General features: G+C 65.3%; 16 protein-coding genes and 1 tRNA gene. 8 read left to right on the forward strand and 9 right to left on the reverse strand.

Features of this window, described 5'->3' with window-relative positions; translation table 11 throughout:
• Positions 1–87: 87 nt before the first annotated feature.
• From MWU52_RS08785 to MWU52_RS08815, 7 genes are all read left to right on the forward strand, one after another.
• Positions 88–666: a L,D-transpeptidase gene (locus tag MWU52_RS08785; RefSeq protein ID WP_246952828.1), complete on the forward strand. Its 579-nt coding sequence runs from the start codon at positions 88–90 to the stop codon at positions 664–666.
• A 544-nt stretch (positions 667–1,210) separates the two neighbouring features.
• Positions 1,211–1,300, forward strand: a tRNA-Ser gene (locus MWU52_RS08790).
• Between the two features lie 806 nt (positions 1,301–2,106).
• Complete coding sequence (locus tag MWU52_RS08795) at positions 2,107–2,682, forward strand: sigma-70 family RNA polymerase sigma factor (protein WP_246951176.1); 576 nt, start codon at positions 2,107–2,109, stop codon at positions 2,680–2,682.
• A 67-nt stretch (positions 2,683–2,749) separates the two neighbouring features.
• A complete protein-coding gene (locus tag MWU52_RS08800; RefSeq protein WP_246951177.1) occupies positions 2,750–3,331 on the forward strand; it encodes a hypothetical protein in 582 nt (193 codons plus the stop codon).
• Between the two features lie 5 nt (positions 3,332–3,336).
• Positions 3,337–4,461 carry a S8 family serine peptidase gene (locus MWU52_RS08805; protein WP_246951178.1) on the forward strand — a complete coding sequence of 375 codons (1,125 nt, stop codon included), beginning with the start codon at positions 3,337–3,339 and terminating at the stop codon, positions 4,459–4,461.
• A 301-nt stretch (positions 4,462–4,762) separates the two neighbouring features.
• On the forward strand, positions 4,763–6,397 hold the full coding sequence (locus MWU52_RS08810; RefSeq protein ID WP_246951179.1) for a calcium-binding protein: 1,635 nt from the start codon (positions 4,763–4,765) through the stop codon (positions 6,395–6,397).
• Positions 6,398–7,063: 666 nt separating this feature from the next.
• A complete protein-coding gene (locus MWU52_RS08815; protein WP_246951180.1) occupies positions 7,064–10,189 on the forward strand; it encodes a hypothetical protein in 3,126 nt (1,041 codons plus the stop codon).
• Between the two features lie 101 nt (positions 10,190–10,290).
• Here the strand turns inward: MWU52_RS08815 and MWU52_RS08820 are convergent, their stop codons facing one another.
• Both MWU52_RS08820 and MWU52_RS18090 read right to left on the reverse strand, forming a co-directional pair.
• Complete coding sequence (locus MWU52_RS08820) at positions 10,291–10,662, reverse strand: hypothetical protein (protein ID WP_348645505.1); 372 nt, start codon at positions 10,660–10,662, stop codon at positions 10,291–10,293.
• Between the two features lie 46 nt (positions 10,663–10,708).
• Positions 10,709–10,912, reverse strand: a complete 204-nt coding sequence (locus MWU52_RS18090; RefSeq protein WP_348645506.1) for a hypothetical protein — start codon at positions 10,910–10,912, stop codon at positions 10,709–10,711.
• Between the two features lie 119 nt (positions 10,913–11,031).
• On the opposite strand from MWU52_RS18090, the gene MWU52_RS08825 reads away from it, so the two are divergent.
• Positions 11,032–11,277 (forward strand): metal-sensitive transcriptional regulator, encoded by a 246-nt coding sequence (locus MWU52_RS08825; protein ID WP_246951181.1) that lies wholly within the window; start codon positions 11,032–11,034, stop codon positions 11,275–11,277.
• A gap of 54 nt (positions 11,278–11,331) precedes the next feature.
• On the opposite strand, the gene MWU52_RS08830 is transcribed toward MWU52_RS08825, so the two are convergent.
• The 7 genes from MWU52_RS08830 to MWU52_RS08860 all read right to left on the reverse strand — a co-directional run bounded on the left by MWU52_RS08830 (position 11,332) and on the right by MWU52_RS08860 (position 16,840).
• Positions 11,332–12,201, reverse strand: coding sequence for a CopD family protein (locus tag MWU52_RS08830; RefSeq protein WP_246951182.1), 870 nt, complete (start codon positions 12,199–12,201; stop codon positions 11,332–11,334).
• 13 nt (positions 12,202–12,214) lie between these two features.
• Complete coding sequence (locus MWU52_RS08835) at positions 12,215–12,562, reverse strand: copper resistance CopC family protein (protein ID WP_246951184.1); 348 nt, start codon at positions 12,560–12,562, stop codon at positions 12,215–12,217.
• A 283-nt stretch (positions 12,563–12,845) separates the two neighbouring features.
• On the reverse strand, positions 12,846–13,304 hold the full coding sequence (locus MWU52_RS08840; RefSeq protein WP_246951185.1) for a c-type cytochrome: 459 nt from the start codon (positions 13,302–13,304) through the stop codon (positions 12,846–12,848).
• Positions 13,305–13,381: 77 nt separating this feature from the next.
• Positions 13,382–14,596: a 5-aminolevulinate synthase gene (gene hemA / locus MWU52_RS08845; RefSeq protein WP_246951186.1), complete on the reverse strand. Its 1,215-nt coding sequence runs from the start codon at positions 14,594–14,596 to the stop codon at positions 13,382–13,384.
• A gap of 5 nt (positions 14,597–14,601) precedes the next feature.
• A complete protein-coding gene (puhE, locus tag MWU52_RS08850; protein ID WP_246951187.1) occupies positions 14,602–15,423 on the reverse strand; it encodes a putative photosynthetic complex assembly protein PuhE in 822 nt (273 codons plus the stop codon).
• A complete protein-coding gene (gene acsF / locus MWU52_RS08855) occupies positions 15,423–16,547 on the reverse strand; it encodes a magnesium-protoporphyrin IX monomethyl ester (oxidative) cyclase (RefSeq protein WP_246951188.1) in 1,125 nt (374 codons plus the stop codon). Before acsF ends, puhE begins: the two co-directional genes overlap by 1 nt.
• Positions 16,544–16,840, reverse strand: a complete 297-nt coding sequence (locus MWU52_RS08860; RefSeq protein WP_246951189.1) for a hypothetical protein — start codon at positions 16,838–16,840, stop codon at positions 16,544–16,546. The genes acsF and MWU52_RS08860 overlap by 4 nt, the downstream gene beginning before the upstream one ends.
• Positions 16,841–16,860 lie beyond the last annotated feature (20 nt).

Here is a 16,860-nt window from a genome sequence, read left to right on the forward strand (position 1 = left end):
TTGCTGCAGGGCACGTCATGTGGCCCCCTGCGTTGGTCCGGCTATAGCGAAGCCGAAGGAAAGTTAAGTTTGCCAAGGAGTGACATGATGGACAGACGCCAGTTGATCGCAGGTAGCGCGGCCCTCGCCCTGTTCGGCAGCCACGAGGCCATGGCCCAGGCCGTCGCGTCATCCGGGATCCGCCCGGACTTCCTCCCCGTCGAGGTCCGCACGCGCGAGGATGTCGCCCCGAACGAACTGCACGTCGTGCCCGATACGTTCATGCTGTACTGGACGATGCCTGGCGGCCGCGCGATGCGCTACATGGCCGGCATCGGTCGACCCGGCCTCTATGAACCCGGCGAGTTCTACGTCGGCGCAAAGAAGGAATGGCCGAGCTGGACGCCCACCCAGGCGATGATCGAGCGCGAACCCGAATCCTACAAGCAGTTCGAGGACGGCGTCCCCGGCGGCCCGAACAACCCGCTGGGCGCACGCGCGCTTTACCTGTTCCAGCCCGGGCGGGGCGATACGTTCCTGCGCATTCACGGCACGAACGCGCCGAACACGATCGGCCGCGCGGTATCGAACGGCTGCGCACGACTGGTCAACGATCAGATCATCGACCTGTACGAACGTGTCCCCCTCAAGTCCCGGGTGGTCCTGCACCCCAAGACTGCCGTCTGACGCAGGCTGCGGGCGGGGGTCTCTCGCCGTCCGCCCCACGACCAGGGCCTTGGACCTTGGCCACACGTCCGGGTGGGATGCGGCTGTTCAGACGTCACGGCCATCGCATGCAAGGCACATGAACCGGCCCAAGGTCCGGGGATCGCCTTGACCTACAGTTGCCGTGTAATCCGGGTCGGCACCGCGGTTTCGACGCAGGTCCTGCCGGATCGATCGGGTGATGTCCGGCTTGTCGAGCGACCCGGCGAACTGCCGCCAGCGGAGCGAGGAGCGCCACAGGCGGTCAGGGATCCAAGGACATCGCGACCGTCCTATCCGGACGTCCGAACTGGATCGCCGATCATACGTTCACCCGTCCCGTCCGGACAGGCCAAGTATCGCGGCCCGGGATCTGTTCCGATATCTCGTCCAGATGTGTCGGACGGGTCAGTCCCCATCGCAATGTCCGAAATGTTCGATCCAGAAGACCGGAACATCACAGCCCGTCACGCACCCACGGATTTGCGCTTGTTTCCCGGCGACGACGACTGATAGACCCGCCGACGGAGACGTGGCCGAGTGGTCGAAGGCGCTCCCCTGCTAAGGGAGTAGGCGGGAAACCGTCTCGAGGGTTCGAATCCCTTCGTCTCCGCCACTACCTGTTCGCAAACATGTTTAATCGTGTGAAACCGAACAGATTTATGGCGTATTTACCTTCCCGCATCTGCATCTCGGGGCGATCTTGTACCGAGGAATGCGGGACGGCAAATGAGTGGATATCCCAGCAGCGAGCGCCGGGTCAGGAACACTTGTCGGCCGCAAGCTAAATGCAACTTTCGTGAAGAAGGCGCCGCCGGGCCGTCTGCTCTTGGTCACGACCACCCGCCGTCCGCTTGGGATGTGACCACGCCACGGCCCTGCGGCATCGTCCTTTCTCCTACTCCGACCGAAGGCCCGGACCTCTGGCGCGATCCGGCGCTTGCCGGGGTCGCTTTCGTCTCTGCCCGGCTCAGGCGTGCGATCAAGGTCGCCGGGCTGCGCCTTCCCGCCCCTGTCTTCAAACCATGCGGATTGGGCTAAAGCCAACCCGACCTGACAGGACACGCGATCCATGAACGGCTTCCCCTTCGTTAATGGCAGTCGCGCGACGGGGTCGAGATCAGGCCAGGGTCCGATAGATGAAAGAACGGTCCGCCGCGCCCATCCATGCTCGCCACCGAGATAGAGGGCCCCGTTGCGTCGAAGACAGGTAATATCGGCGCAGCGGAGTTGGACACGCCGACCAGACATACCGTCGGGCTCACGCAGGGAATTCCGGCCGGTTTTGCGCAACACCGTCACCCATTCCCCGACCTGCCTTCCGCGGCATCAAGGCGGCGCGGGTTAAGCCGCGCGGGCGACATCCGCCGATCCCGAGACCGGCGCTTTGATTGCCGCCCGTTCTGCGATAGCGAGCGTTTCATGACGAGGCCCCGCCGCAAATCCGCGCCGTCCGATCGTGCCGACGATGTGGCACTGGTTTCGCGGGTTGCGGGGGGTGACGTGGCGGCGATGCGTGCGCTCTACATGGCGCATGCCGATGCGGTGGCACGTTTCGTCCGATCGCGCGTCCGCGACGAGGCTGAGGTCGCGGATATCGTCCACGATACGATGCTGACGGTCTGGCGCGCGGCCGCCGGGTTCGAGGGGCGGTCCGGCGTCCTGACCTGGATCCTGTCGATGGCACGCAACAGGACGGTGGACCATATTCGCAAGCAGTCGCGCGTGACCCTGGGCGCACCGGACGAGACGATCCCCGATGGCGATCCGGACCCCGAAGCGGTCCTGGGTGCCGTGCAGGACGGCGCACGTCTGCGCGCCTGCCTGGCCGAGCTGCCGGAGCGGCAGCGCGCGGCGATCCATCTGGCCTATTACCAGGACATGACCTGTGCGGAGATCGCCGACATCGAAGCCGTGCCCGAAGGCACGGTGAAAAGCCGGATCCATCATGCCAAGCGGTTGCTGATGCGCTGCCTCTCGAAAGGGGTGCGCAAGTGATATTGAACCATCTAACCGCTCGTCCGTCCAACAGATGCGGGCCTCAAACCCCGCGATGGAGGTGGCTATGGCCCGGCCCGACGGATTGACCGAAGACGACCTGCTCGCCCATCTGCGTGGCGAGAACACGCCGGAGGCGGCTGCGCGGATTGAGGCCGCCGCCGCGGCAGATCCGGACCTTCGCGCCGAGCTCGCGCTGATGGCCGAACTCAAGCCCGCGCTCGCGGACGCGACCGATGCGCCCGACATGCGTCCCTTCGGCTGGCGACGGCTCGAGGCGGAGATCGCGAATGCCCCGCGCGTCGCGCCGGTCGATCGGACACCGCTCTGGCGCGGCGCGGCCGTCTTTCTCGGCGCGCTCGTCCTGGTCCAAGGCGCCTATATCGCGTTCACACCGGGCGACGCCGAGGACCCGGCCTTCCGCACGGTTTCCGACGAAGCGGCCGCCTTCGGCCTGGGCGTGGGCTTCACCGCCTCCGCCGAAATCGGCGCGGTCGAAGCGCTTCTGCGGGAGACCGGCGCGCGCATTGTCGACGGCCCCGGTGCCCTTGGACTCTACCGGTTGGCGTACGAGAGCACATCGGCCCGTGAGGCGGCACGTATTGCCCTGGCGGCATCGCCGCTCGTCGAGCTCGTGGCCGAGGAGTGAGACCCATGCGCTTCGCCCTGATGCTCTGCCTCGCACTTGCCGCCTGCGTCCCCGCGAACCAACCCGTCCGAGGCCCGGCCGGTCCGGTTTTCGCCGTCACGGATCCGCGCGAGTTGATCGTGCTTACGGCGGAAGATCCGGCGATCCTGATCGCGGGCACACGCGACCTCGGTTATACGGTTCGCGCGATCCATCCACTGAACAACCTGAGCGACACCCTCGTCGTCTTTCGCATTCCCAACGGCACGACGATCGCCGCCGCCATCGCGGAGGTCGAGGCCGCCATTCCCGGAGTGACGGCCGGCGCAAACCATCTCTATCGTCTGCAGACCGATGCCGACGGCGGGCGAAGCTATGCCGCGCAGATGATCGGCTGGCCTGCGGGCGGTTGTCGCGCCCGCGCCCGGATCGGCATGATCGACGCGGGCGTCTTGCCGGATCATCCCGGCCTCGCCGACGGACGGATCCGGGAACGCGTCTTCACCGACAGCAGCGCCCCGCCTGCGACCGACCACGGCGCGCGGATGGCGGAGCTTCTGATCGGCCCGAACCGATTGCGCGGGACGCCCCTCTACAGCGCGAATGTCATCGACCCCGATCTCGGGACGGGCGATGCCGCTGGCGTCGTGTCGATCCTGCGCGGTGTGGACTGGCTGGCGGCGAATGGCGTGGATGTGGTCAACATCAGCCTCGCGGGACCGCGCAACAAGCTGATGGATCGGGCGCTGGGCCGCGCGGCCGCCGATGGCATGGTGCTCGTCGCGGCCGTCGGCAATCTCGGCCCCGACCAGCCGCCGCAATATCCGGCAGCCTTTCCCTTCGCACTGGCCGTCACGGCGATCGACCGCGACCGCCGGGTCTATCGCCGCGCGATCCGGGGGCCGCATGTCGACATCGCCGCGCCCGGCGTCGACATCCTGCTGGCCCCCGGTGGACGCATGACCGTCTCCAGCGGGACCTCCATGGCGGCGCCTTTCGTCACCGGGGTCGTCGCCGCCGATCCCGCCCTCGCGGCGCTTGGGGTGGAGACCCTCCGCACCGAACTCGCAAGGCGCGCCACCGACCTCGGGGCGCCCGGGCGCGATACGGTCTTCGGGGTCGGGCTGATCGGCGCGCCGTCCGGCTGCTGACAGCCCGGTCGGGCCGGGCCCTGGCTTTGGATCGAACACCTGTCGAATGAAACGCATCGCCGCGTCCCCCGGGCGCCCGCCGGGGCCGCGTGGGCAGAGCCTCGCCCGACGGCCCGGCAAGCCACATCCAAAACCCGCACGATTTTTTTCGAACTTTCTTTGAACCCTCCGCCGGCCCCGCACGACCACCATGTAACTCACCGGCCCGAGCGGGACGCATCTGGGCGCAGAGGTCCGACGCGGACCCGAGCCGGACGGGGAGTGAACGTAGCGTTGTAACCATTTCGAATGGAGAGATCCCATGTCCAGCATCCAGGAAACCACTTCCCCCGCCAACGGTGTCGAGATCGACGGCTCCGACAAGGGCGAACTGATCTTCGGATCGTTCTTCGACGACCGGATCGCCGGGAACGGCGGCGACGATCACATCTTCGGCCTGTTCGGCGATGACACGATTTCGGGCGGGTCGGGCGACGACCGGATCTTCGGCGGCTTCGGCGAAGACATCGTGGAAGGCGGCGACGGCGAGGATCACCTCGGCGGCGGCCACGACGACGACCGCATCGTCGGCAACAAGGGCGACGACCGGATGTACGGCGGCCGGGGTGACGATCTTCTGGTCTGGAACAACGGCGACGGGTCCGACCTGATGCAGGGGGACAAGGGCGACGACCGCGTTCAGGTCAACTTCGACACCGACCTCGTGAACGACGACCTGCAGAACAAGGACGTGGCCGAGTTTTCCACCACCGCGCAGGGTGTGCAATTCGCCCGAATCGAGGTGAACGACCAGACCGAGCGTGGTCTGTTCCAACTCGACATCCGCAAGACGGAGACGCTGGAGACGAATTTCGGCGGCGGTGACGACACGGCGGTGATCGTGGATGACGTGCTCAGCGAGATCGTCCTCGACCTCGATGGCGGCGACGGCGTGGACACGCTCGACTTGTCGCAGGCCGCTGCGGGCGCGCAGGCCAATCTTGCCAAAGGAAGCGTGGGCGACGCCTCGGCCGAGAACTTCGAGAACGTCATCGGCACCGCGTTCAACGACACTCTAAAGGGAGATAAAGGGGACAACGTCATTTCTGGCCTTGATGGCGAAGACCGACTCGTCGGCCGGAACGGCGACGACGTCCTCGTCGGCGGCAAGGGCGACGACAAGGTCTTCGGCGGCAAGGGCGACGACCTTCTGGTCTGGAACAACGGTGACGGATCCGACCTAATGCATGGCGGCAAGGGTCACGACCGCGTTCAGGTGAATTTCGACACCGACCTCGTGAACGACGACCTGCAGAACAAGGACGTGGCCGAGTTCTCCACCACGAACCAAGGCGTGCAGTTCGCCCGGATCGAGGTGAACGACCAGACCGAGCGTGGCCTGTTCCGGCTCGACATCCGCAAGACCGAGACGCTGGAGACGAATTTCGGCGGCGGTGACGACACGGCGGTGATCGTGGACGACGTGCTCGACGAGATCGTCCTCGACCTCGACGGCGGCAACGGCGTGGACACGCTCGACTTCGGCCAGGCATCCTCCGGCGTCCGGGTCGATCTCGCCGCGGGTCACGCCGGCGGCGCGACGGCCGTGAACTTCGAGAACGTCATCGGTACCGCATATAACGACAAGATCATCGGGGATGCCGGGGACAACGTCCTTCGCGGGGGCGCCGGGGACGACATCATGACGGGCGGCGAAGGGGCCGACACCTTCCTGTTCTTCGCCGAAGACACGGGCGTCGACGTCATCACGGACTTCGAGATCGGTGTCGACGTTCTTGCTTTTGCAACGGACGACCCGTCGGTCACGGCCGAGTCCCTCCTTGCCGGAGTGACCCAGGTCGGGGACGACGTCGAGTTCATTCTCGCCGACAAGGTAATCACGATCGAGGACGCCCTGGCCACGGAATTCATCGCCGACGATTTCATTTTTGTCTAATTCATTGATATATCGGCGATGATCGACCCCGCCAGCCCAGCGCTGGCGGGGTTTGACATTGGATCACCGGCATCGGCTGGATCGGACGCCACAGGGGCCGCCTTGGATGCGCGCTGCCGCAGCAAGCCAACTGCTGCTGCCGTTCGCAGAAGGATGTAGTCAGACCATGGTGGCGTTACTGGACCGCGCGAACGGTGGCCAAGCGCATCCGGGAAGGCGCCCCCGCGGCAAAACACCAAGACGGCCATCCGACGGCGCAGGCACGTCCAGCCTCGACCCCGGATCATCAGTCGAAGACGGTCCCGGGGAAGACTGGCATGTATCCGCCTTCGAAATTTTCTTCTGGCAGTCTGACGGGAAATTCGCGGCCCAGACGCGACGCGATGCCTACTGATTGCGCATTCGATTCGAGGCTCCGAACGCTCCGCATTTGCTGCTGTTCACTGACGCCAGACCCGACAACTCGGACGGCACCGCCCACCGCCCCATTCAATACGCAAGAGTAATATTTGAGCACTTTCATCCTGTCCCATGTTCTTGAAGTTCTAAAAAACTGTCTAAATTTTTTCAGTAGTTGCGCTGTAAGAGCTTGATGGCTTTGGGGGGCATCCGCCAGGCGTGATCGACGGACCTTCGTTTCCGTCGGACTTTTCAACCGTCTGCCGATTGAAAGGACTGACCATGTCGGTTTTCCAACGCTTTTCCTCCCCTGTCCTCGCCGATCTCCTGAATACATCGCCGGCAGCTTCCACGATCAGTCCTCCGACCGATCCGCCCGCGGTCTCCCTGACGGATTGGCTGTCCTCGACCACGGCCCTCGTCGGCGCGCAGGCGTCGTCCGGCGCCGAGATCCCGGCGACCCCGGTCGGTGCCGGGGGCAGCACGTTCCTCGTGGCCGAAGACGCACTTCTGTCCGGCGGGGCAACCGTCGAAAGCGATGTGTCGGGGTTCTGGGACGAGGGCTACGTCCGGCTCGGCGCCGGGTTCGACGGCACGGATTTCGCCCGCGACTTCTTCGATGACGGGATGATCTCCGATCCCGTCGCCGCGGACGCGGTGACCTTCTCGATCGATATCGAAGATGCGGGTTGGTACACGCTCGATTTCCGGTTCTCCAACACGAGTGGCGCGACGGTCTATCGCGACCTGCTTATCGACGGCGAGACGCTGCCGGGGATCATGGCGTTCGAAGATCAGTTCGCCCCCGATGACTGGTCGAGCGCCACCGACCGGCTCTATCTCGACGCGGGCAGCCATACGGTCACCCTGACATCCAGCCTTTCGGACCAGGATCCGGCGACGGCGGAGGTCGATGGCGACGTTCTGATCGACGCCCTCACGATCTCTCCGGGTGTCGTGCCCTCCGATCAGATCAGCGCCAGGTCGCTGTTGATGAACGATTGGTCCACGATGGTCGCGATCCACGAAAGCGCGCAGGAGGACCCGGAGGACACCAGTGTCTTCGGGCCGGAACTCTCCCAACTCCGGCACAAGGCCAACTGGGATCAGAACCAGATCGACAGCGGACAGCTCTGGATCAGGGGCACGACGGAGGACGGATCGCCGGCGAACTATGGACCGCAATTCGACTCCGATCTCTATTTCGACGAGAGCGGCATCATGAATGTCGACTACCGAGCCTACCTTCCGACCGACGAGGAGCTGTTCGTCGACATCACGAAGGAATACGCGATGGTGCCCGACCAGTCCCTCCTGGTCGAGCGCTACACCTTCCTCAACAATCTCGATCTCGGCACGGGGCTGGTGGAATGGGACATCATGAACCGCCTGGACCTGCCCGATGATGTGATGCAGCGCGCCGTCTGGGACGAACGGCGCGAGACGTTCATCGTGGAGTTGGAACAGCGGAACGGGCAGGATCCGCTCTATATGGCCTTCGGTGCCTTCCAGGAGATGGACGGCCAGGACATCGAGGTCGAAGGCGCGATCGATGCCGATCCGACGCAGATCACGAATACGTCCTCTCCCGATCTGCTCGACCCGAGCGCACTCGAGACCGAGCCCGCCCTGGCGGAGGCGTTCTATTCGGATGCCGGGCTCGGCGGCGACCTGACCGGCGGCGGCGAAGGGCTGGGCCTGGCGATGTCCACCGAAGTCGAACTCTATCCGACGCGACCCGTCGAATACTATTTCTACTATACGGTGGCCGACGATCTCGACACGCTCGACGATCAGATTTCGGTGGCGATCAATCCCAACGACAATACCGTCCTGAACTCGCCGGAATTCTGGTTCAGCTATACCGAAGAGAAATGGGATGATCGCCTCGCCGACGCGGTGGATCCGACAGAGGGCGCGCGCAGCATCGAGGACCCGGCCCTGATTACGGCCTATGAGCGGACGCTCGTGTCCATTCTCCAGTCTCAGCAGCCCGAATTCGGCTCCTTCGTCGCCGCGACGAACCCGTCCTACGACTTCAAGGCATGGCCGCGGGACGGCGCGGCCACGGCGATTGGGCTCGATGCGGCCGGGCTGGTCGACGAGGCGGAGGACTACTGGAACTGGATGGCCTCGATCGAGGAGGATGGCGACGGCGATCCGTTGTTCGAAAACGGGACGTTCTACACCAACTACAGCTTCTGGGATGCCGACGAACCGATCGACTTCGTCCAGCCGGAATGGGACGCGCAGGGGCTCTTCCTGATCGGTGCGTACAAGCACGCCGAGAAGCTGCGCGAGATGGGGATGGAGGAACGGGCGACCGCCTTCCTGAACGACCCGACCATGAAACAGGCGCTCATCGACAGCGCGGAGTTCATCGAGAACAACATCGAACCGGACAAGGGTTTCGGTCCGCCCGAGTTCTCGATCTGGGAAAGCTTCTTCGCCTATAACGGCTTCACGCAGATCACGTATGCGAGTGGCCTGCAGGCCGCGGCCCTGCTGGCCGAGGATCTGGGGATCTCTGAGGATCGGAAGCAGTCCTATGTCGACGGGGCGCAGACGATCAAGGCCGCGATCGAGAGGCCGATCACCGATCCGGATTTCCCGGGGCTGTGGAACGAGGAGGACGGCTATTTCGTCTGGGGCATCACGCCCGAGGGTCTGCCGATCGAGCGGCCGAACGCGGCACTCGACCTCATGTGGGTGACCGGGCTTTTCGACGTGAACGACCCCAAGGTCCAGAGCCAGATGGACTACATCCTGGAGAACCTGTCCAACGACACCTACGGCATCTCTCGGTACGACAGCGACAACTTCTACGCGCAGTCGCCTTTCAGCCCAGGCGGCGCCTACGAGAGCAACGTCGACGAGACCTCCTGGCCGCAGATGACCAGCTACATGGGAATGGGCAAGGAGTTCATGGGCGACGAGGACTGGGCCTACAATTCCCTCGAATGGACGGTCAGCCGGTATGCGGAGGGGTTCATGCCCCCCGGAGAGGGGATCGACCCGAGCCTCAGGGAGCCCTTGCCCTCGACGATGGTCGAACCGGTGACCGGCGCATGGTATGTCCTCAACCTGCTCAACTACACCGACCAGAACGACCCCCGCCTTCCGGATATTTCCGCGACGCCGGTCGGCGATGTCTTCGTCTTCGCGGACGAGTTCGCGAATGGCATCCAGGACGTCGTCTTCGTGGAGGATTTCGATCCCGCCGCCGACAGCTTCGACGCGCTTGGACAGGGAACGCCACGCGAGATCCGCGTTCAGGATCAGGTGATCCTCGTGGCGGGCCCGGACGAGGACATCTTCGTGTTCCAGGGTGTCGGACCTGATCAGTCGATCTCGATCGTCAACGACCAGAACGACGCGTCCTTGCTCGCCTGATGGCGTGCCGCCTCGGCGCGCAAGCGAAATCCCGTCGCCCCGCATCTAATGCGGGGCGACGGCCGGACCAAGGGTATCTTACATGGTTCCGTCGGCGCAATTCATCCGACCGCCAGCCAAGTCGTCAGCAGCCGGGCGCCCTTGCCGACCAGGATGACGTTCTCCGTTGGCGAGATCGCCCCTAGCGGCACGTTCGCCCCCCCACCGACGCAGGCACAGGTCAGTTCGCGCCCGTCGATATAGACCGCGTTGTTCATGCTGATGGCGCCGATGAAGATGCGGTCGGGCGCGACCGGCCAGATCAACGGGCTACCCGTTCCGATGGGCGCCATCATCCCCGCACCCGTCCAGAGTTCGAGGGACGGATAGGCGAAGCCATAGGGCATGTATCGCCGCGCAAGCAGGTCATAGCCTAGGCATCCGTTCACGAAACCGCCCACGTCCTGAAGCTTCTGGATCGCGAGCACGACCATCGAGATGGCGAAGAACCATCTCAGGAAGGTCGAGACCGGAAAGCCGTCATTGACGTTCAGCAGGACCGCCAGCGCGAACGACGCCGTCGACCCGATACTCCCGACGCTCCAGCAGCGGTTTCGGTTTCATCCCGAACGGGCAGAGATGTCCGAGTATGCTCATGCAGTAGAGCGAGGCCATCCGCTCCGCACCTTGGGGCTTGCCACGGGCGCTCTCGGGATCGTCGATCCGGATAATCACCGTGGTCATGGTCAGCCTTTGTCCGGTGTCGCGTCGACAGGACCCGACATCTTCCTTCGGCTCTCATAAAATACCCCCCATACGTATGGGGCCGCCTGGTCGCTGAAGGTGCCACGGGACGCGCGCGGATGAAGCAGGACAAGCAGAAGGCGCTCGGCCGGCTCGAAAGGATGGAAAGTCAGGTGCGCGGGATAGCCCGGATGTTCGAGGAGGATGGGTACTGCGTCGATATCCTGCTTCAGATCGCCGCCGTCCGATCGGCGCTCAAGGGGGTAAAGCGGATGTTGCCGGAAAACCATGCCCGCCACTGCGTCGAGGATGCGATCGCCAGCGGCGCGCCTGACGCGCAATGCGAGACGATCAACGAACTCTGATCGCGCTTCTGCAACTGGCGCAGGGCTGATCCGTCAGCCCCCGATCTCCGCCGTTCAGGTTCCCATCGGCGGCGTCGTGATCGTGGTCAGCATAGCGGTAAGCAGGAGGATGAGCAGGACGACCGCGCCCTCCGCCCGAATGGCCCGGCGCAGTTTTTCCGGTGCCCCGGAGTCCCCGGCGGCCAAGGCCGGAACGAGGCGGAGTTTGTTTCCCGCGGCTAGCCCCAACAACCCGCAGACGGCGACCACCTTGGCGATGAGCGTCCAGCCGTAGACCGTCCCGAACAACCTGCCTGGGCTGCCGACCATCAGCCATGCGAACGTGGCCCCGGCCAGCAGGAGGACGGCGACCGTCCCGCCGGCCACGACGCCGAAGCGATGTAGCAGGGCGGCGCCGCCGGCCCCTTCGGCCACGCGATGCAGCGGCGCAAGTGCCGCGACCCAGAAGGCGCCCGCCAGCAGGTGCAGAACCAGAAGCGCGGCCAGAACCGGACGCGGGTCGCCGAGGGAATGGCCGATCACCGCATGGGACCCCGCCACCAGGAGCGCACCGAACAGGGCCGCGGCCAGGCCGAACGAACCCCGTGTCAATATCGACAGGATCAGAAGCTCACCCGCCCCGCGCCAGAGGGCCGCCGGACCGAGCGGACTGTCCGCCACCAGGCCCAGCATCACCTGGTCGGTCGCCCCCGCGAGACCCGTTCCCGATATCCGGGCCGACCGGATGCCGAAGCGCAGCGCGAGGAGCAGAAGCCCCATGAGCGCCGCGAGCGCCGTCAATTGCCGCGCTAACCGCAGCACATCACCGGGTGCGGATCGAAACACCGCGATGAAAAGGGGACCGCCCATCGCGACCAGTACCGCGGCATATTCCGCAGCCTTCGCAACGACCGCCGCCAGGGCCCAGCTGTCGGTCGGGGCCATCCCATCCAAGATGTCAGTCCGTCAGCGTGAAGCCGAACGTGCCCTGCATCGGGTGCCCATCCGCCGCCAGCCCGCGCCAATCGACCCGATATGCACCGGCGGGCATCGCATCTGGCGGCAGGGCGCGGAACGCCGTCACGGGGTCGAGGCCGGTCTCGCGGGTGACCGCCATGTCTCCGTCCGGGCCGGTGAGGGTGATGGCGGTGATGCGCATCGGCGCGTCGAAGCGCAGCTCGATAGCCTCGACCGTCTGCAGGATTCCCCCATCCGCCGGGCGCATGTCCTCGACCTGCGAATGGGCCAGGGCGCTCGTCGCCATGGCCAACATCGCGACCATCGCGGGAAGGACGTGCTTCGTCATTTGCACTCCGATGTTTTTTGCCGGCCCACGACCTTCGACGGGCGGGCGGGACCCGTATCTCCGGGTGCCCCATTCAGGAACACCCGCACGCGAATGTCCATTCCCCGCGGTCGCTCACCGGCCACCGGTCAGTTCTCCGTTGGCACGCGATGGGCTCTGATGCGGGAAAAACGTGAGGGTTTCGCCCGAAGCGGTGCCGTTCATGCGTGATCCGCATCATGACCGCCATGCGCGTCCGACGCGCGTATCGCCCGCCGCTGTCGTGTCGGCGGGCGATGCGGGATCAGTTGGTCGCTTCGGTCTCAGGGCTCACCGACGCCAGGTAGGCATAGAGGTTGAAGGCGTCCTCCTCGGCGCGGACCTTGTAGGCCATCTTGCCGCGGGCGCGCGGGTTATCCAGCGTCTCGCGCAGCCAGCCGGTCGGGTCCTGCACGTAGCCGACGAAGTTCTCCTCCGTCCAGACGGTGCCCTGCTCGCCGAGTTCGACGATGGAATCCCCGTAGCGGAAATCCTCCACCGAACCGAGCTGCCGCATCGCGACGCCATAGAGGTTCGGGCCGGTCCGCGCGTTGCGGCCTGCCAGAGTCTCGCCCTCTTCGTTCTGCACGACATGACAGGCGACGCATTGCCGGTTGAACTGTTCCTCGCCGGCTGCGGCATCGCCTTGGACCTCGACATGGCTTTCCGACCATGCCGGCGCCGCCAGCAACAGCGCGCCGGCTGCGATCAAGATGTTCTTCATGGGACCTCCCGGGGTTTTGGTTGTGCTACGTGCCGGGAGCGATCCCGGATCAGGAAACATGGTCTGACGCGACCTTGTTATGCAACAGCACGCGCCAGCGCGCATTGCGACCAAAGCGCCGTCAACGCGGCGATGAGGTGATCGACATCCGCATCCGTGTGCATGGGCGACGGCGTCAGGCGCAGGCGCTCGGTCCCCTTCGGGACGGTGGGATAGTTGATCGGCTGCACATAGATCCCCCATTCGTCCATCAGGTAATCCGACAGCATGCGGCATTTGACAGGGTCCTTTATGAGCACGGGAATGATGTGGCTCTCGTTGGACATATGGGGAATTCCCTGCGCGTCCAGCCGTGCGCGGACTTGTGCCACTTGGCGGCGCTGCCTTGCGCGTTCGAACCCAGACGCCTTGAGATGCATGATCGAGGCGCGGGCCGCGGCGGCCACGGCGGGCGGCAGGGCGGTGGTGAAGATGAAGCCGCTGGCGAAAGACCGGATGAAGTCGCAAAGCGGCGCCGACCCGGCGATATAGCCGCCGACTACGCCGAACGCCTTGCCCAGAGTTCCCTCGATCAGGGTGATGCGATGGGCCAGCCCTTCGCGCTCGCTGATGCCGCCGCCGCGCGGGCCGTAAAGGCCCACGGCATGCACCTCGTCCAGATAGGTCATGGCGCCGTATTTCTCGGCCACCTCGACGATCTGGCGCATGGGGCTGATATCGCCGTCCATGGAATAGACGCTTTCGAAGGCGACGATCTTGGGCACGTCCGCGGGCAACGCGCGCAGCTTGGCCTCCAGGTCGGCCACGTCGTTGTGGCGCCAGATCACCTTTTGCGCGCGCGAATGCCGGATCCCCTCGATCATGGAGGCGTGGTTGCCCGCATCCGACAGGATGACGCAGCCCGGCAGGCGGCTGCCCAGGGTCGACAGCGCCGCCCAGTTCGACACGTAGCCCGAGGTGAACAGCAGCGCCGCATCCTTGCGGTGCAGGTCCGCAATCTCCCGCTCCAGCAGCAGGTGATCGTGGGTGGTGCCCGAGATGTTGCGCGTGCCCCCTGCCCCGGTTCCCGAGCGGTGCACCGCCTCGCACATCGCGGCGACGACGTCCGGGTGCTGCCCCATGCCCAGGTAGTCGTTCGAACACCAGACGGTCACATCGCGCGTCGCGCCTTCGTGGCGGTTGGCGGCGCGCGGGAACTTGCCCCTTCGGCGTTCGAGGTCGGCGAAGTAGCGATAGTTTCCTTCCGCCTTCAGGGTTTCGATCTGGCTGGTGAAGATGGCGTCGAAATCCATGGCTTTCATCTTTCGCTCGGGTTCATGGACGGCGGCGTGAACCGCCGATCGGGGGTTGCCGGCGCGGGCAGCATCCAGCGCCACAGCTTCGCATCCGGCAGCGGAAGGACCATCATCGCGTGTTCGACCAGCGCCAGCGCGGCCAGCATGGCAAGCAGGCTTGCGGTCGCGGCCTCTACCGAGGTCCGGGCCGAAACGAGATCGTGCAGCAGGACCAGTAGCAACGCCGACAGGATCGCCACGGCCAGCGGGAAGACGGCCGATATGGGCCCGAGGCGGAAATGCGATTTCAGATGTTCCAACCGCGCCGGCACGAATTCCAGGTTGATGCGTGGCACGCCGCAGAACAGGTTCAACTGCGCAAGGATCCGGGCGGCGAAAAGAATGGCATAGGTCTGCAATGCGATCGGGTTGGCATGGCCCCAGACGATCACGGTCAGGCCCAGAAGCCCGGCGATCAGCGCCGCCTCGTGATGCGCGATCGTCCGCCAGGCCAGCCGCACCCGTTCCGCGCCTGCAGCACCAGCAGGACACGGGGCGCGGCTGGGGCCGGCGATCGTGCCGGTCAGGAAGGCCAGCTCGATCCAGCCCCAGATGGCCAGCGCCGACAGGAAACCGGCATAGGCCCCCGGCACGCCGGCATCGCCGCGCGACAGGACGGCGCAGACGAGCCCGGCCGATAGGAACGGCAGCCCCGCCAACGCGGCGCCCAGCGGGGCCCGGCCGCCGGCGCGATCCGCCTGGCGCACGACGAACAGGATCGCCCCGGTGGCGAACCACCAGACGAAGAGCGCGAGAAGCGCCGCGATCCCGGCCGAGACGGCCATCAGTAGGCCGGCTCCAGCCGCGCATTGTCCGGCACGTCGCTATGCACCACCGGAATCGTGTAGAGCGACGCGAACGCCGCCGCCGCCTTCGCCATCCCGGCGATGCGGGACGCCATGCCGCCGATCCCGCCGCGCTGCTTCGCCTTGGCGACCTGCACCGAGGCGCGCTGCAACCGGTCGAGGCCAGGCCGCCAACGGGGATGGTCGATGTCGAGCGTGAACGGAAACACCTGCTTCGAGATCTCGGAGGTCTTGCGGAACACCTCCTGCCCGTACCAGGTCGGCTCCACCCCCAGCGCCTCGTGGAAGACCGGGCGCTGATGGTCGCGCACCCACATCGTACCGTAGACCGCCGTCAGGAAGAACTTGATCCAGAGCTTGTTGGCCCGGCTCTCCGTCAGCTTCGGGTCCGTCCGCATCAGCAACGCGAAGGCCTCGCCGTGGCTGAACTCGTCGTTGCACCATTCCTTGAACCACTTGAAGATTGGGTGGAACCGATGCTCGGGGTGCGCTTCCAGGTGGCGGTAGATCGTGATGTAGCGGGCATAGCCGATCTTTTCCGAAAGGTAGGTCGCGTAGTAGATGAACTTGGGCCGGAAGTAGGTGTATTTCTTGGCCTGCGTCAGGAAGCCCAGGTTCACCGCGATCCCCGCCTCGCGCAGCGCGTCGTTGATGAAACCCGCATGCCGCGCCTCGTCGCGGGCCATCAGCTGGAACAGCGTCACGATGTCCTCGTTGCTGCCCCGGCGCTTCATCTCCTTATACAGGACGCACCCCGAGAACTCGGCGGTGCAGGACGAGATCAGGAAGTCGATGAACTCGGCCCGCAGCGCGGGGTCCATCCCGTCCCAGTCGACGTGGTCCCAATCCTCGTTCTTCTTGAAATGGCCCTTGTTGGGGTCGGACTTCATCCGCGCGATCAGGGTGTCCCATTCGGCGCGGACGGGGGTCACGTCGATCGCGTCCATCTCGTCGAAATCGGTGGTGTAGAAGCGCGGCGTCAGCAACGTGTTCTGCATCGCGACCGCCGTCGCCGCCTCGTTCGACGTGATCTGCTGGTTCTCGGCGGCAAGCGCCTCCTCGACGGTGGCGGCGTCGGCCGAATGGGGAATATGGGCGTTCATGACAGCACCTCCTCGGAGAATGAAAACTCGCAGAGTTCCATGAATTCCAGATCGCCGGTCATCCGCGTCCAGGCCCGCTCCAGCGCCGAGGCGCGGGTGATCGTGGCCATGCGGTCCTCGCGCACCACCTCGCCATAGGGGGCCATGATCTCGGCGCCGTGGACGAGAACGCTGTCGCCGGGGTGGACGACGGCGCCGTTGTTGAACCGCACATGCGCGGACAGCTCGTCGAAGCGATGGCTGACCTCGACCGTGCAGGGGGCGGTTTCCGTCTCTCGTGTAAGCAGTCCCATGTCCGAACCCTCCTCCGGGT

This window comes from Jannaschia sp. S6380 (assembly GCF_023015695.1).
Taxonomy (GTDB): domain Bacteria; phylum Pseudomonadota; class Alphaproteobacteria; order Rhodobacterales; family Rhodobacteraceae; genus Jannaschia.

Coding starts and splice junctions, on each gene's coding strand:
- MWU52_RS08820 (WP_348645505.1), bottom strand. CDS start 10,662: ATGGTCGTGCTCGCGATCCAGAAGCTTCAGGACGTGGGCGGTTTCGTG.
- MWU52_RS18090 (WP_348645506.1), bottom strand. CDS start 10,912: ATGACCACGGTGATTATCCGGATCGACGATCCCGAGAGCGCCCGTGGC.
- MWU52_RS08810 (WP_246951179.1), top strand. CDS start 4,763: ATGTCCAGCATCCAGGAAACCACTTCCCCCGCCAACGGTGTCGAGATC.
- MWU52_RS08860 (WP_246951189.1), bottom strand. CDS start 16,840: ATGGGACTGCTTACACGAGAGACGGAAACCGCCCCCTGCACGGTCGAG.
- MWU52_RS08800 (WP_246951177.1), top strand. CDS start 2,750: ATGGCCCGGCCCGACGGATTGACCGAAGACGACCTGCTCGCCCATCTG.
- MWU52_RS08830 (WP_246951182.1), bottom strand. CDS start 12,201: ATGGCCCCGACCGACAGCTGGGCCCTGGCGGCGGTCGTTGCGAAGGCT.
- MWU52_RS08795 (WP_246951176.1), top strand. CDS start 2,107: ATGACGAGGCCCCGCCGCAAATCCGCGCCGTCCGATCGTGCCGACGAT.
- hemA (WP_246951186.1), bottom strand. CDS start 14,596: ATGGATTTCGACGCCATCTTCACCAGCCAGATCGAAACCCTGAAGGCG.
- MWU52_RS08840 (WP_246951185.1), bottom strand. CDS start 13,304: ATGAAGAACATCTTGATCGCAGCCGGCGCGCTGTTGCTGGCGGCGCCG.
- puhE (WP_246951187.1), bottom strand. CDS start 15,423: ATGGCCGTCTCGGCCGGGATCGCGGCGCTTCTCGCGCTCTTCGTCTGG.
- MWU52_RS08825 (WP_246951181.1), top strand. CDS start 11,032: ATGAAGCAGGACAAGCAGAAGGCGCTCGGCCGGCTCGAAAGGATGGAA.
- MWU52_RS08805 (WP_246951178.1), top strand. CDS start 3,337: ATGCGCTTCGCCCTGATGCTCTGCCTCGCACTTGCCGCCTGCGTCCCC.
- acsF (WP_246951188.1), bottom strand. CDS start 16,547: ATGAACGCCCATATTCCCCATTCGGCCGACGCCGCCACCGTCGAGGAG.
- MWU52_RS08835 (WP_246951184.1), bottom strand. CDS start 12,562: ATGACGAAGCACGTCCTTCCCGCGATGGTCGCGATGTTGGCCATGGCG.
- MWU52_RS08785 (WP_246952828.1), top strand. CDS start 88: ATGGACAGACGCCAGTTGATCGCAGGTAGCGCGGCCCTCGCCCTGTTC.